Annotated in this window: 13 protein-coding genes; 3 read left to right on the top strand and 10 right to left on the bottom strand. The window is 56.3% G+C overall.

Annotation, left to right across the window (positions count from 1 at the left end):
• Positions 1 to 17: 17 nt before the first annotated feature.
• The 9 genes from rpsR to LNA76_RS12335 all read right to left on the bottom strand — a co-directional run bounded on the left by rpsR (position 18) and on the right by LNA76_RS12335 (position 7,308).
• On the bottom strand, positions 18 to 290 hold the full coding sequence (gene rpsR, locus LNA76_RS12375; protein ID WP_003802444.1) for a 30S ribosomal protein S18: 273 nt from the start codon (positions 288 to 290) through the stop codon (positions 18 to 20).
• An 89-nt stretch (positions 291 to 379) separates the two neighbouring features.
• A complete protein-coding gene (gene priB, locus LNA76_RS12370) occupies positions 380 to 697 on the bottom strand; it encodes a primosomal replication protein N (protein ID WP_094196005.1) in 318 nt (105 codons plus the stop codon).
• A 13-nt stretch (positions 698 to 710) separates the two neighbouring features.
• Positions 711 to 1,109 carry a 30S ribosomal protein S6 gene (rpsF, locus tag LNA76_RS12365; protein ID WP_003802446.1) on the bottom strand — a complete coding sequence of 133 codons (399 nt, stop codon included), beginning with the start codon at positions 1,107 to 1,109 and terminating at the stop codon, positions 711 to 713.
• Between the two features lie 143 nt (positions 1,110 to 1,252).
• Positions 1,253 to 2,056 carry a GTP cyclohydrolase FolE2 gene (gene folE2 / locus LNA76_RS12360; protein WP_094198287.1) on the bottom strand — a complete coding sequence of 268 codons (804 nt, stop codon included), beginning with the start codon at positions 2,054 to 2,056 and terminating at the stop codon, positions 1,253 to 1,255.
• 149 nt (positions 2,057 to 2,205) lie between these two features.
• The gene (dxs, locus tag LNA76_RS12355; RefSeq protein ID WP_094196004.1) at positions 2,206 to 4,071 is read right to left on the bottom strand and encodes a 1-deoxy-D-xylulose-5-phosphate synthase; all 1,866 of its coding nucleotides are present in this window, start codon (positions 4,069 to 4,071) and stop codon (positions 2,206 to 2,208) included.
• A gap of 113 nt (positions 4,072 to 4,184) precedes the next feature.
• Positions 4,185 to 5,093, bottom strand: coding sequence for a polyprenyl synthetase family protein (locus LNA76_RS12350; RefSeq protein ID WP_108727901.1), 909 nt, complete (start codon positions 5,091 to 5,093; stop codon positions 4,185 to 4,187).
• A 1-nt stretch (position 5,094) separates the two neighbouring features.
• Positions 5,095 to 5,361: an exodeoxyribonuclease VII small subunit gene (locus LNA76_RS12345; RefSeq protein WP_094196002.1), complete on the bottom strand. Its 267-nt coding sequence runs from the start codon at positions 5,359 to 5,361 to the stop codon at positions 5,095 to 5,097.
• Positions 5,362 to 5,555: 194 nt separating this feature from the next.
• The gene (locus LNA76_RS12340) at positions 5,556 to 6,407 is read right to left on the bottom strand and encodes a sulfurtransferase (RefSeq protein WP_108727902.1); all 852 of its coding nucleotides are present in this window, start codon (positions 6,405 to 6,407) and stop codon (positions 5,556 to 5,558) included.
• Positions 6,400 to 7,308 carry a DMT family transporter gene (locus LNA76_RS12335; protein ID WP_108727903.1) on the bottom strand — a complete coding sequence of 303 codons (909 nt, stop codon included), beginning with the start codon at positions 7,306 to 7,308 and terminating at the stop codon, positions 6,400 to 6,402. The genes LNA76_RS12340 and LNA76_RS12335 overlap by 8 nt, the downstream gene beginning before the upstream one ends.
• 245 nt (positions 7,309 to 7,553) lie before the next feature.
• Between LNA76_RS12335 and htpX the strand changes: the two genes are divergently transcribed.
• Positions 7,554 to 8,435, top strand: a complete 882-nt coding sequence (gene htpX, locus LNA76_RS12330; RefSeq protein WP_230019162.1) for a protease HtpX — start codon at positions 7,554 to 7,556, stop codon at positions 8,433 to 8,435.
• A gap of 242 nt (positions 8,436 to 8,677) precedes the next feature.
• Positions 8,678 to 10,342: a Na/Pi cotransporter family protein gene (locus LNA76_RS12325; RefSeq protein WP_094195998.1), complete on the top strand. Its 1,665-nt coding sequence runs from the start codon at positions 8,678 to 8,680 to the stop codon at positions 10,340 to 10,342.
• A gap of 104 nt (positions 10,343 to 10,446) precedes the next feature.
• Here LNA76_RS12325 and polA read toward each other — a convergent pair whose 3' ends face one another.
• Positions 10,447 to 13,164, bottom strand: a complete 2,718-nt coding sequence (polA, locus tag LNA76_RS12320) for a DNA polymerase I (protein WP_094195997.1) — start codon at positions 13,162 to 13,164, stop codon at positions 10,447 to 10,449.
• On the opposite strand from polA, the gene LNA76_RS12315 reads away from it, so the two are divergent.
• Complete coding sequence (locus LNA76_RS12315; RefSeq protein ID WP_094195996.1) at positions 13,163 to 13,831, top strand: TIGR00730 family Rossman fold protein; 669 nt, start codon at positions 13,163 to 13,165, stop codon at positions 13,829 to 13,831. The two genes, polA and LNA76_RS12315, sit on opposite strands and share 2 nt — an antisense overlap.
• Positions 13,832 to 13,834: the final 3 nt, after the last annotated feature.

Genomic DNA, 13,834 nt, shown 5'->3' with positions numbered 1-13,834 from the left:
ACTAAGGTTCCTCTGGATTATTTGTGGTTGTCGGTGTACGGCAACAGAGCCAGGAAACGAGCGCGCTTGACAGCGGTGTCCAGCTGACGCTGGTAGTGGGCTTTGGTGCCCGTCAAACGTGCAGGGATGATCTTGCCATTTTCCTGGATGAAATCACGCAGGGTGTCCAGATCTTTGTAATCAATTTCTTCAACGCCAGCGACGGTGAAGCGGCAGAACTTGCGGCGTTTGAACAGTGGGTTCTGTTGTGCAAATTTGCGTTTTTTGTCTTTGCCTCTACGGAAAGCCATTTTGTGCCTCGTTAGTAACCGGGCTATACCCGGAAGAATTCAGTGTGAAGCGAGGTGTTGAACACTTCGCGACGATCGAGCCAGACCAGTCAAACCGTAACAGAGCCTTGTCCCGGAAAGTGGCGCTGGTAGTGCTGTATATGCAACACCAGACGCGTCGAGCCTTTACGGGCGGGAGCAATAAAACCTTGTAGTTGCAAACGGGCTCCCAAAGGAGTGTCTGCCAGACCCAATGCATTATTTCCCAGAGCCACTGCCTGCATCGTCAAAGCGATTTGCCGGGAGTGACCGGCTTCCATTACGGAAGATTCGTGTTCCAGAACCAACTCCAGAGCTGGGACACCCGCCGGCGTATAACGCAAGGGCTTGATGTCGATAAGCTGACCGGCAAGAGAGAACTGGTTCACGCAGTCGGAGCTATTACTCTTCAGCTTGAGCTTCAGCGTCAGCGGCTGCAGGAGCGCTGGCTTCAGTACTTGCTTTACGTGCTTCTTCGCGTTCGACGGACTTCATCATGACCGAAGCGCCTTCAGGGGCTTTCTTCGTGCCAGCGACGAGGTAACGCAAGATAGCGTCGTTGTAGCGGAAGGAATGCTCCAGTTCGTCCAAGGTGGACTGACCGCATTCGATGTTCAGGCACACGTAGTGAGCCTTGACCAGTTTCTGGATTGGGTAAGCCAGTTGACGGCGGCCCCAGTCTTCCAGACGATGAATAGCACCGCCTTCGGAAGTAACAATCGCCGAATAGCGCTCGATCATGGCGGGCACTTGCTCGCTTTGATCGGGATGCACAATGAACACTACTTCGTAGTGACGCATGGAACAACTCCTTGTGGATATCGCCTACTACCTACTGCAAACACAGTCAGGCACCAAGCGCGACAGCCCGCCCATTCAATCCGGGTCGAGCAAGAAACCATAGATACTAGCACCAAGAAAGGCTGGCTGACAAGCCAAAAGCCTTAACCCTGCACGCTTGCGTAGGCAGAGTGATTATGAATCGACTCAAAGTTCTCGGCTTCGATGCTATAACGCAACACTCCGGGCAGGCTACGCACACTGACGGCAACATCACGCACCAGGTCTTCGACAAACTTAGGATTGTCGTAAGCGTATTCGGTGACGTATTTTTCGTCAGTGCGCTTGAGCAAGCCCCACAGCTGACAGGACGCCTGTTCTTCAACCGACTTGATCAGCGTAGGCAAATCCAGCGCAGCCGGATCCGCAAACACGGCCTGCACAGTGACGTGCGAGCGTTGATTATGGGCACCGTACTCTGAAATTGCCTTGGAGCACGGGCACAGGCTGGTGACGGGAACCAGCACAGATAATTCAAATTCAGGCTGGGCATCCACACCGACGCGCGCCGTCCAGCTAACGGTGTAGTCCATCAGGCTGGCTACTCCCGATACGGGCGCCACTTTTTCCAGAAACACGGGGAAGGTGGCCGTCATGTCGCCACGCCCGGCACCGAGCAAGGGCAACATGGTCTGGGCCATCTGCACAAAACCGGCAGGCGTCATGGCTTGACGACGATACTCTTCCAGCAAAGCCACAAAGCGCGACATATGGGTGCCTTTTTCTTCGGGCGGCAAGGCCACCGTCAACTCCCATTGCGCCACGGTGGGCACGGCCTGCCCCTGCAGGTCCAGCATCATCGGATGCCGCACCCCGCGCACACCCACGCGCTGAATCGCAACACGGCGTGTATCCATGCTGCTTTGCACATCTGGCATGGCCAAAGGCGATTCCGACACTGTATTCATATCCATCAGGTTCAGCCACGACAAAGCCGCAACCGCAAATAAAAACAATAATGAATTATTATCTTACGCTTATAGCAAGCGAGCTTCGATAACCTTAGCAATAACACGCATATTGGGGTATTTAACACCTCAAATACGTCGCAATTGCCTTACACCTCAAACAAACTTGAGAAACGCTCACGAATTGAACGCTCGATGCCTGCGGCATCCAGACCCAGATCCTGAGCTATTTTCTTCTGGTCACCGTGGTCAATGAACTCGTCAGGGTAGCCCAGTTGCAGCACGGGCATCACCAGCGCATCACGGCTGACAAACTCCAGTACCGCGCTGCCTGCGCCACCCATCAAACAGCCTTCTTCCACCGTCACAAAAGCCTGATGGCTTTGTGCCAGCTCTTGCAGCAAGGCTTCGTCCATGGGTTTCACAAAACGCATATCCACCACGGTAGCGTCCAGAACCTCGGCCGCTTTCAGGGCCTCGTGCAACACGGGTCCGAAAGCCAAAATGGCCAGATTCTTGCCTTGGCGACGCAAATTGGCCTTGCCCAGCGGCACAGTGTTCAGCGCCTGGTCTACTTCAGCACCGATACCTGCTCCACGAGGATAGCGCACCGAGCTGGGGCCTGGATGCTGGTAGCAACAGGTCAGCAACAAGCGGGTTTCGTTCTCGTCCGACGGGGCGGCGACCACCATGTTTGGAATGCAGCGCAAAAAGGCGATGTCGTAATTACCGGCGTGCGTTGCCCCGTCTGCGCCCACAATACCGGCACGGTCCAACGCAAACGTAACATCCAGATTCTGCAAAGCCACGTCGTGAATCAGTTGATCGTAGCCACGCTGCAAGAAAGTGGAGTAAATCGCCACAACAGGTTTTTGTCCTTCACAGGCCAAGCCACCCGCAAACGTGACGGCGTGCTGTTCGGCGATACCCACATCAAAATAACGACGGGGAAACTGCTGCTCGAACTCCACCATGCCACTGCCTTCACGCATGGCAGGGGTAATACCGTACAGGCGCTGGTCCTGCTTGGCCATATCGCACAACCACTGGCCAAAGATCTGCGTAAACGTCGGACGCGGCTTGGTCGTTGGCTTAACCAAACCCACCGAGGGATCGAACTTGCCAGGGCCGTGGTAGAGCACCGGGTCTGCCTCGGCCAGCTTGTAACCCTGCCCTTTACGGGTCACCACATGCAGGAACTGCAAACCACCCAGATCACGCAGATTGCTCAAGGTAGAGACCAGCGCGTCCAGATCATGGCCGTCAATCGGGCCTACGTAATTAAAGCCCAGCTCTTCAAATAGCGTGGCCGGAGACAAAATCCCCTTGGCATGGCCTTCAAACTTGCGCGCCAGATCCAGAACGGGCGGCACATGCTGCAAAACAGCACGGCCCACATTCTTGGCAGCGGCGTAAAAGCGGCCCGACATCAGGCGAGCCAGATAATGGTTCAGGGCACCTACCGGCGGGGAGATCGACATGTCATTGTCGTTCAGCACCACCAGCACATTCACATCGGGGGTGACACCGGCATTGTTCAGGGCTTCAAAGGCCATGCCAGCGGTCATCGCGCCATCGCCGATCACGGCAATGTGCTGACGCTCGATCCCGGCATTGCGCGAAGCCACGGCCATGCCCAATACGGCGGAAATCGAGGTCGAGGAATGTGCGGTGCCAAAGTCGTCGTACTCGGACTCGGAACGCTTGGGGAAACCGGAGATGCCATCTTGCTGACGCAAGCTTCCCATCTGATCGCGCCGGCCAGTCAGAATCTTGTGCGGATAGGACTGATGACCCACATCCCACACGATACGGTCGTGGGGCGTCTCGAACACATAGTGCAAGGCGGTGGTCAATTCAACCGTGCCCAGATTGGACGACAAATGCCCACCGGTTTTGGATACGGATTGCAGAACAAACTCGCGCAGTTGTCGTGCCAGCTCAGGAAGATCACGTTGATCAAGCTGGCGCAAGTCGGCGGGAGACTGAATCTGCTCTAGGGAAACGGTTGTCATACTAAAGACGTCTATCCGGGCAAATAAGTGAAACGACTGTCCAAAGACAATCGCCAATCGGCTATTGTAAAACGCTTCGCGGCCTGTGCCAAAGTAGCACAGGCCCACGTCGCTTAATGATTGCGGCCCACGATATAGTCAGCCAGTTGCATCAGGCGCGCAGCGGCAGGCCCCAAGGGACGCAAAGCCAACTGAGCCTGCTCATTCAGGGCACCGAGCAACTCGCGCGATCCGTCCATACCCAGGATGGAGACATAGGTAGGCTTGTTATCGGCCGCATCTTTACCGGCTGTCTTGCCCAGCGTGGCGGTATCGGCTGTCACATCCAGAATATCGTCCACGACCTGGAAAGCCAGACCGACGGCCTGGGCATACTCTTCCAAACCATTACGCACAGTGGATGAGGCACCCGCCACAATACCACCCAACAACACGCTGGCCTGCAACATGGCGCCGGTTTTCATGCTGTGCATTTCTTGCAGTTGATCGCGGTCCAGGGCAATGCCCACGCTTTCACAATCAATCGCCTGACCACCAGCCATGCCGGCACTGCCCGCAGCCTGAGCCAATTGGGTAATGGCTTGCACGATCAAGGCAGGGGCAATCGGCATTTGCGCCAACAGCTCGAAGGCCAAGGGCTGTAAGGCATCGCCTGCCAGCATGGCGCAGGCTTCATCAAACTGGACATGGGTAGTTGGGCGACCACGACGCAATTTATCGTCGTCCATGCAAGGCAAATCATCATGAACCAGCGAGTAGGCGTGAATCAACTCCACCGCCGCCGCAGCCAGCTCCAATGCTTTCAGTTGGGCAGCCGCCATAGGCTTGCCTTGCAGGGCGGCCTCGCCTGCGGCATAGACCAAGGCAGCACGCACACGCTTGCCACCACCCAGCACACTATAGCGCATGGCTTCGTGCAAACGAGCAGGTTCCTGGCTGACAGGGGGCAAGGACTGATCCAGTACGGTCTCAGTTTGCTCAACCCGCGCCTGCAGCCAATCAGAAAAACTGGTAGAACTCATCTTAACTATCTCCAACAGCCTCATCCCCCGACAAGGGACGCAGCAGATTGCCCTGCAATACACTGACCTGTTCCTGGGCAAGGTCCAGTTTGCGCTGACACAATTGGGCTAACTCCACACCCTGCTCGTAAGCCTGCAAAGCCTGCTCCAGCGGCAGCGCCCCGCTTTCCATGCGAGCGACCAGCGCTTCCAATTGCGCCAGAGCGGACTCAAAATCCTGCTGGTCTGGCGCCTGGGCACTTTGATTATCATCGCGAGATTTAACCATAACTATTCCTGATCAATGAGGGCCGTCCGGACTACCTGAGGCCACAATTGGATGTGGCATTGTACGGGAGCCTGTGGCTTGCTGCCCTCCCACGAGGACGCTTTTTACCGGGGGCGCCGAGCCTTAGAGTCACCTGACAGTAAAAAAGCCGCTTTGGGGCGGCTTTCTCAGCACCAGAAGTCTCTTGCCTTTGACTAGCTGCGCGCAACAGGCCGGCTGGCGTCACTGACCCATTCACTCCAGGAGCCTGGATAAATGCTGGAGCCGGACAGCCCCGCCAATTCCATGGCAAAAAGATTGTGACAAGCCGTAATACCCGAACCACACTGATGGACCACCATCTCTGCCGAAATCGTCCCCAGCAAGTCCTGATACTCCTGACGTAGCTGCTCAGCCGGCTTGAAGCGCCCTTGTTCATCCAGATTATTAAGGTGCGAACGGTTCAACGCGTCGGGGATATGACCTGCGACCGGGTCCATCGGTTCCACATCTCCGCGATATCGTTCGGCAGCGCGCGCATCCAGCACAGTGAAAATAGGTTTGGACAGGTTCTTCAGTACCTGATCCGTTTGCACGGTAGGCATGGCCGCCTGTTCAGGGATGCTCAATTCAGCCGCTGCCGGGGCGGGCCTAGCCGGGCCGCTTTCTTGGGCTCCGCCCAGTTGTTGCCAGGCCTGCCAGCCACCATCCAGAATGGCGACCTGGGGATGCCCCAACCAACGCAGCATCCACCACATATGGCTGGCAAACAAGGAACCCTGGGCATCGTAGACCACAACCTGCATGCCGTCACGCAAGCCGCTTTGCTGCAAAAGCTGGGCCAGCACCTGACGACTGGGCAAAGGATGACGGCCATTCAGCCCGGTCTTGGGAGCAGCCAGATCAACCTCGTGATCCAGAAACACCGCACCTGGAATATGCCCCTGCTCATAAGCGCGTCGTCCTGCTTGATGGTCGATCAAGTCATGGCGTACATCCAGAATCAAGCACTCTGAGTTATTCAGATTGGCCTGGACTTGTTCTGCGCTAATCAGAAATTCAAACACGTTCTGCCTCCTTGACGGGAGCCCGCTCGGCTGCCGCGGCCTGACCTCGCAAGATACGATCCTCGCTGTAGGTGCGCCAGGCTGACAACAGGCCAGACCCGATAATCAATGCCATACCTGCCCAGGCTACCCCGTCAGGCACATCCCCCCAGAAAGCGATACCAATCAGGGCGGCGAAAATAATGGTGGTGTATTGCAAGGCTGCGGTCAACAAGGCCGAACCCAGTCCAAAAGCACGCGTCATGGTCAGTTGCCCAAACAAACCAGACAAGCCTACGCCCAACAGGGACAGCCAGGCGCGCCAGCTCAGTTCGCGCCAACCTTCCCACAAAAGGCCAACCAGACTGGAGCATACGACAAAACAGGAAAACAGCAGCACGGTGCGCCATTCAGGCTCACCTGAACGTCCTAGAGCACGTACCTGCATCATGGCCACCGCGCTCAAAGCGCCGGCGCATAGGCCCAGCATGGCAGCCCACCATTGATCGGGCGTAATACTGGGACGCAGCACACCGATCACACCCATAAAACCCAAGAGCACCGCAATCAGACGCACAGGGTCGCGCTGGGTGCCACCCCAGGCCAGCATCCAGAAAGCAATAAATAAGGGAGCGGTGTAATTCAGGCTGACGGCCGTGGACAAGGGCAGATTTGCCAGGGCCAGAAAACCCAACCACATGGAACTGACCCCGGAAACGTTACGCCGGATATGCAGCTTCCAACTTTGAGGGGCCAGCCGCAAACCACGGCTCTTGGCCCAGAACACTAACAGCAGGACCGAGGGCACACCCCGGAACAAAACGATTTGTGCCATCGACGCCCCAGCATCGGCGGACACTTTGACACAGGCCCCCATAATGGCAAACATGGCGCAGGCTACCAGCATCCACAATGACTGCATGTGATCAGACCAAATCAGTAATAAGGGAAAGCCACTACTATACTCTCCGCCTTGCAAAAGTGGCTCGGTAACCCCATATCCAGACCAGTTAGACCACAGCTTGAAAGACAGCTCAAGAAACTATCTTGATCAAAAGCTGACTAAAGGCTGAATCTTTTATTATCACGCCTGGAATCAAGGCTAAAATTCGGGCCGATCGTCTTTCCACGGTCACGATTTCTTTTGTCATACCGGAATCCGCATTCATGAAACGAATTGTCCTTTTTTTAATAACCAACTTGGCCGTCATGCTGGTGCTCAGCGCCTCCATGAATATTTTGGGTGTGGGACGTTACCTGAACGCGCAAGGTCTGGATCTGACTCAATTGCTGATTTTCTCGGCCTTGGTCGGTTTCACCGGCGCCATCATTTCCTTGCTGATGAGCAAGTGGATGGCCAAGCAAAGCGTGAACGCGCGTGTCATTGATCCCAACGCCCCCGCCAACGCGGAAGAAGCGTGGCTGGTCGATACCGTGCACCAACTGGCGGACCGCGCCGGTATTGGCCGCCCAGAAGTGGCTATTTACGACGGCGAGCCCAACGCGTTTGCCACTGGCGCCTTCAAGAACGATGCTCTGGTCGCCGTGTCCACAGGCTTGTTGCGCGGCATGACCGAAGAAGAAGTCATGGCGGTGCTCGGTCATGAGGTTGCCCACATTGCCAACGGCGACATGGTCACCCTGACCTTGATCCAGGGCGTGGTGAATACCTTTGTGATCTTCCTGGCCCGTCTGGCTGGCTACTTTGTGGACCGCGTGCTGTTGCGCAACGATCGCGACGTGGGCATGGGTTACTACGCCTCGGTTTTTGTGTTTGAGCTGATTTTTGGCGTGCTGGCCTCCATCATCGTGGCCTGGTTCTCCCGTCAGCGTGAATACCGCGCCGATGCCGGTTCCGCCCAGTTGCTGGGTTCGCGCCAGCCCATGATCCATGCTCTGGCCCGTCTGGGTGGCATGGCTCCTGGTGAGCTGCCCAAGAACTTTGAGGCCTCCGGTATTTCGGGTAGTCGTTCGATCAGCGCGATCTTTGCATCCCACCCTCCTATCGCGGCACGTATCCAGGCTTTGCAAAACGCCCAATCGGTCTAAGCACACCGGCAGCCTGAACGGCACAACCCAACAAAACGCCTCAAAAGCCTGTGTGCTTTTGGGGCGTTTTCATTTCTTAGTGCAAACTGCCTCCTTGCCATGCATAGTTCCCCTGAAAATATCAGACTAACCAGAGTCAGTCTGCCCCTGTAGTCCAAGCGCGGCATAATCCCAAGACCTGAGTGTGCTCCCCCGAATTCTGAGACTCACGCTTGTAAGATGCGCTGGGCTATTATTTAGCCATGAAAGAAATCTTCGCACTTCTCGATTTCGGGGGATATATCGCTTTGCTCCTGTGGGGTATCCACATGGTGCAAAGCGGTGTGCAACGCGCCTTCGGTGCCGAACTGGGCATCTGGATGGGTCACGCATTGGGTCGCCCCCGTCGCGCCTTTTTTGCGGGTGCGGCCATTACCGCCGCCATTCAAAGCAGTACCGCCACCGGTCTGATGATTACCAGCTTTGCCGCCACCGGCATGGTTGCCCTGGTTCCGGCCCTGGCCGCCATGTTGGGCGCCAATGTGGGCACGACGCTGATCGTGCAACTGCTGTCCTTCAAGATGACCGCGCTGGCTCCTGCCCTGATTCTTCTGGGTGTTTGGTTGTTCCGCTCGCAAGAGCCTGGACGCCGACGCGACCTGGGCCGCGTCTTTATTGGCCTGGGCCTTTTGCTGCTGTCCTTGCATGAGTTAGTGGGCCTGTTCTCGCCCATTCAGGACGCCCCCCTGCTGCAAACCATTCTGGAAGCTCTGGCAGGCAGTCCCATGACGGGAATGTTGCTGGCGGCACTGCTGACCTGGGCCGCGCACTCCAGTGTGGCTATTGTGGTGCTGATCATCTCGCTGGCCAGCCATCAGCATATGGACCCGCAGCTAACCTACGCGCTGGTGCTGGGTGCTAACGTGGGTACCGCCATCAATCCGATTCTGGAAGGGGCTGGCAGCACGAAAGACCCAGCCAACAAACGTGTGCCCATAGGCAACTTAGGCACACGTGTGTTTGGCTGTCTGATTGGCATGATTGTGTTGCCCTGGATTCCGGATTTGATGAGCTGGTTCACCGATGAACCCGCCCGTGCCGTGGCCAACTTCCACACCTTCTTCAATCTGGCCGTGGCGGCCTTGTTCCTGCCTTTGCTCAAACCCTATTCGCGCCTGCTGAGCCGTTATCTGCCCCGTCGCACCGACCCGGATGATCCTGGCCTGCCTTTGTATCTGGACCAATCTGCCCAGGAAGTCCCTGCGGTGGCCCTGGGCAATGCGGCGCGGGAAGCACTGCGCCTGTCTGATATGTTGCAAGAGATCCTGGACACGGCCCGCCAGAACATGCTGAGCAATAGTGCCCAAAGCATTAACCATGCGCGCTATATCAGCAATGCCGTCAACCGTCTGGAGCCATTGATCACTACATATCTGGCCAGCATGGATCAGGAAAACCTGAACAAGAAAGATACGCGTCGCCTGAACGATATTCTGACTTTTTCCACCAATATCTCGCACGCCGCCACCATCAGCGTCAATGGCTTGCTCAGCCATACGGCCAAGCTGCGCAAACAGGGCTGGATACTGCAAACGGAAGAGCAAGCCGAGATCGGCAAGGTCATGGACAGGCTAATTCGCAACCAACGTCAGGCCGCAGCCCTGTTTGTAGCCGAGGACGTCAAAACGGCCCGCTTCCTGGCGTTTGAAAAAGACTTTTTCCGCGAACTGGAAGTTGCAGCTGCGGACCGTCATCTTCGCCAGATCAAGGCCGGTCAGTTGGACGTTGCCGAGCAAGGCTCCTTGTATCTGGAGATCTTGCGTGACGTGCGCACCATTAACTCCTATCTGGTCAGCGCGGCAGCCTATCCGATTCTAGCCAAGCACGACGAGCTGCTTCCCAACCGGGTACGCTCCAACGAGGACTAGATACATCATCAAAGCGTGCCACACCCGGCCCGCGAAACTCCAGCGACTCGAAAACAAGCAAGGCGACCATCAGGTCGCCTTGCTGTTGAGTCTATCAGAAGCCTTTAGTGCGCCTGTTCCCAGTTATCGCCCACCCCCACCTCGGCAACCAGTGGGACATCCAGCTTGGCCACATTGCACATCAGGCCAGGCAGGTTTTCACGCAAAATATCCAGCTCGTCCTCAGGTACATCGAATACCAGTTCGTCATGGACCTGCATCACCATCTGCGTGCGCAGGCCCTTTTCTTCCAGCCAACGCTGCACAGCCACCATGGCCATCTTGATCAGGTCAGCCGACGTGCCCTGCATCGGTGCATTAATGGCGGCACGCTCTGCACCGGCCATGCGCGGCCCTTTTGCACCTTTCAGTTCCGGCAGCCATAGGCGGCGACCAAACACGGTTTCCACATAACCTTGCTCATGAGCCTGGGCTTTGATGCGAGTCATATAGCTGGCCACGCCAGGATAGCGAGCGAAGTAGCGATCAATATAAGCACGGGCAGCATCACGGGTAATGCCCAGGTTGCTGGCCAGACCAAACTCACCCATGCCGTAGATCAGACCGAAGTTAATCGCCTTGGCGGCACGGCGCTGGTCAGAGCTAACATCTTTGGCATCCACACCAAAAATCTCGGCAGCGGTCGCTGTGTGCACGTCCCCACCCTGCTCAAAGACCTGCTGCAAATTGGCGTCGCCCGATACATGCGCCATCACACGCAATTCGATCTGGGAATAGTCAGCCGAGACCACTTTGCCCAACTCGGACACGAAGGCGGCACGAACACGACGCCCTTCTGCCGTACGCACCGGAATGTTCTGCAAGTTAGGATCGGAGGAGGCCAGACGCCCAGTTATCACGGCAGCCTGTGCATAACGGGTATGCACACGGCCACTGTCCGGATTCACCATTTTGGGTAGCTTGTCCGTATAAGTGGACTTGAGCTTGGCCAGACCACGGTACTCCAGCAGCACCTGCGGCAAGGGGTAATCCTGAGCCAAGCGGGTCAGGACGTCCTCGTCAGTAGACGGAGCACCACTGGCCGTTTTACGAACCACTGGAATACCGAGCTTGCCGAACAGAATCTCGCCCACTTGCTTGGGGGAGTTCATGTTGAAAGGCTGGTCGGCCAACTCGTAAGCCTTGTTTTCCAGCTCCAGCATTTTTTGGCCCAGCTCGTGGCTTTGACGCGCCAAGGTAGGCACATCAATCTTGACGCCATTGCGCTCCACAATCGTCAGCACATCCGAAGCCTGCACTTCCAGCAAATAAATACGCTCCAGACCTTCTTGCTTGGCCACTTGAGGACGCAGGCACTGATGCAAACGCAAGGTGTAGTCCGCATCTTCACAGGCATAGTGAGACGCAACAGGGATGTCCACCTCGTCAAAACCGATCTGCTTGGCACCCTTGCCGCAAATATCCTCGTAAGACGTGCCTTTCAAACCCAGCCATTGCAAGGCCAGCTCATCCATGCTGACGCGCTTGTGCGACTGCAAGACATACGCCTGCAACATGGTGTCCTCGCGGATACCGCGCAAGCTGACTTTTTCATTGAGCAGGACATGCGTATCGTATTTGGCATTGTGCAGGACCTTGGCCGCCTCTGCGTTTTCCAGCCAGGGACGTAGAGTTTCCAGCACATCGTCTTTATTCAACTGCTCTACATCCAGCGAACCACGGTGAGCAACCGGCACATAAAAAGCCTGACCCGCCTTGACCGATACAGACAAACCCACCAGACGCGCCATCAAAGGGTCCAAGGACGTGGTTTCCGTATCCAGCGCCACCAGCTCGGCCTTCTCCAGCAGGCTTAGCAAGGACTGCAATTGCTCTTTCGTCGTGACGGTCTGATAATCCAGCTCAGCGGGTGCCGCAGGCGTTTCAGCCTGGACGCGGGCATCCTGGGCAGGCACGCGCTTGGGATCATCCGTCAATTCACGCAACCAGCTGCGAAAACCATAGGTTTCATAGATATCCTGCAACACGGCATTGTCACGAGGCTCCGGCTCCAGCGCACCGAAGTCACCCGTAAAACCAGGCACCTCACAATCGAGCTTGACCGTCACCAGCTTGCGCGTCATTTCAAAGTTAGCGCTGAAATCGCGCAGATTCTGGCCAGCCACACCCTTGATTTTGTCGGCATGCTGCAACAACTCATCCAGGCTGCCATATTCACCTAACCACTTGGCGGCTGTCTTGGGGCCCACCTTGGGTACGCCCGGAATATTGTCCGAGGTGTCGCCAATCAGCATCAAATAATCGATAATCTGATCTGGGCGTACTCCGTACTTATTGGTGACCCCCTCTATATCCAGCTTTTCGTTACTCATGGTGTTGACCAGCTGCACATGCTCATTGACCAGCTGGGCCAAGTCCTTATCTCCGGTAGAGACCACCGTCTCGATGCCGTTTTCGGCCGCCAGACGAGAAAGTGTGCCGATGATATCGTCAGCCTCCACGCCGGACTGACAAATCAGATGCCAGCCCATGGCGCGTACCGCTTTGTGAATAGGCTCTATTTGCTCCGCCATATCTTCGGGCATGGAGGGCCGGTTAGCCTTGTATTGATCGTACAGATCGTCCCGGAAGGTGCGGCCCTTGGCATCGAAAACGCATACCATATAGTCGGCCTGATAATCCTGTAGCAGGCGGCGCAACATATTGATGACCCCGTACAAGGCGCCTGTAGGCTGGCCTTGCGCGTTTCGCAGATCAGGCATCGCATGGTACGCTCGGTACAGATAGCTGGAACCATCAACGAGCAACAAGGTTTTTTTCATGTCTAACAATAAAATCGTCCGTTTACCGGCCTCTGAGCAGATTCCTACCATCATGAAGGAGCTGCAAACTGCGGTCGATACATTAAAAGAAATGGGTGCTGGCGTAAGTGTTTTCGGTAGCGCACGCATCAAACCCGGCCATCCTTACTACGAACTGGCCCAGAAACTGGGCCGTCGGCTGGCCGAAGCGGGCGTCACCCTGATTGCGGGCGGCGGCCCTGGCCTGATGGAAGCCGCCAATAAAGGCGCATACGAAGCAGGCGGGCAAAGTGTTGGCCTGAATATACGCTTGCCCCACGAAACCACCAACAATCCTTACCAGACGCACAGTCTTCAGTTCGAATACTTCTACTCGCGCAAGGCGACCTTTTTCATGCACAGCTGGGCCTACATTGCCCTGCCTGGCGGCTTTGGCACCCTGGACGAGCTGTTTGAAGTCATGACCCTGGTTCAAACAGGCAAAGTCCCACCCGCCCCCATTGTACTGATCGGCACTTCCTTTTGGTCCGGCCTGATCGACTGGATTGGTGAGCATTTAATGGAGATGGGGCTGATTGGCCCCAAAGACCTGAATTTACTGGTCCTGACCGACGATTTGGACGAGGTCATGGGCTACATCAACCAATGCTGCGTGCTGCCTAGGGCGGAACCCGCATTGCCCCAGTAAGGC

This window comes from Alcaligenes sp. MMA, assembly GCF_020907215.1.
In the GTDB taxonomy this organism is placed as follows: domain Bacteria; phylum Pseudomonadota; class Gammaproteobacteria; order Burkholderiales; family Burkholderiaceae_B; genus Alcaligenes; species Alcaligenes aquatilis.
Note: the sequence above shows the minus strand (reverse complement) of the source record. Positions and strands in the feature narration are given on the sequence as shown.

What these genes read in the sequence shown, in the direction of transcription:
- LNA76_RS12350 (WP_108727901.1), bottom strand. Translation starts at nt 5,093, where the DNA reads ATGAGTTCTACCAGTTTTTCTGATTGGCTGCAGGCGCGGGTTGAGCAA.
- htpX (WP_230019162.1), top strand. Translation starts at nt 7,554, where the DNA reads ATGAAACGAATTGTCCTTTTTTTAATAACCAACTTGGCCGTCATGCTG.
- rpsF (WP_003802446.1), bottom strand. Translation starts at nt 1,109, where the DNA reads ATGCGTCACTACGAAGTAGTGTTCATTGTGCATCCCGATCAAAGCGAG.
- LNA76_RS12315 (WP_094195996.1), top strand. Translation starts at nt 13,163, where the DNA reads ATGTCTAACAATAAAATCGTCCGTTTACCGGCCTCTGAGCAGATTCCT.
- LNA76_RS12325 (WP_094195998.1), top strand. Translation starts at nt 8,678, where the DNA reads ATGAAAGAAATCTTCGCACTTCTCGATTTCGGGGGATATATCGCTTTG.
- dxs (WP_094196004.1), bottom strand. Translation starts at nt 4,071, where the DNA reads ATGACAACCGTTTCCCTAGAGCAGATTCAGTCTCCCGCCGACTTGCGC.
- folE2 (WP_094198287.1), bottom strand. Translation starts at nt 2,056, where the DNA reads ATGAATACAGTGTCGGAATCGCCTTTGGCCATGCCAGATGTGCAAAGC.
- LNA76_RS12345 (WP_094196002.1), bottom strand. Translation starts at nt 5,361, where the DNA reads ATGGTTAAATCTCGCGATGATAATCAAAGTGCCCAGGCGCCAGACCAG.
- rpsR (WP_003802444.1), bottom strand. Translation starts at nt 290, where the DNA reads ATGGCTTTCCGTAGAGGCAAAGACAAAAAACGCAAATTTGCACAACAG.
- polA (WP_094195997.1), bottom strand. Translation starts at nt 13,164, where the DNA reads ATGAAAAAAACCTTGTTGCTCGTTGATGGTTCCAGCTATCTGTACCGA.
- LNA76_RS12335 (WP_108727903.1), bottom strand. Translation starts at nt 7,308, where the DNA reads ATGCAGTCATTGTGGATGCTGGTAGCCTGCGCCATGTTTGCCATTATG.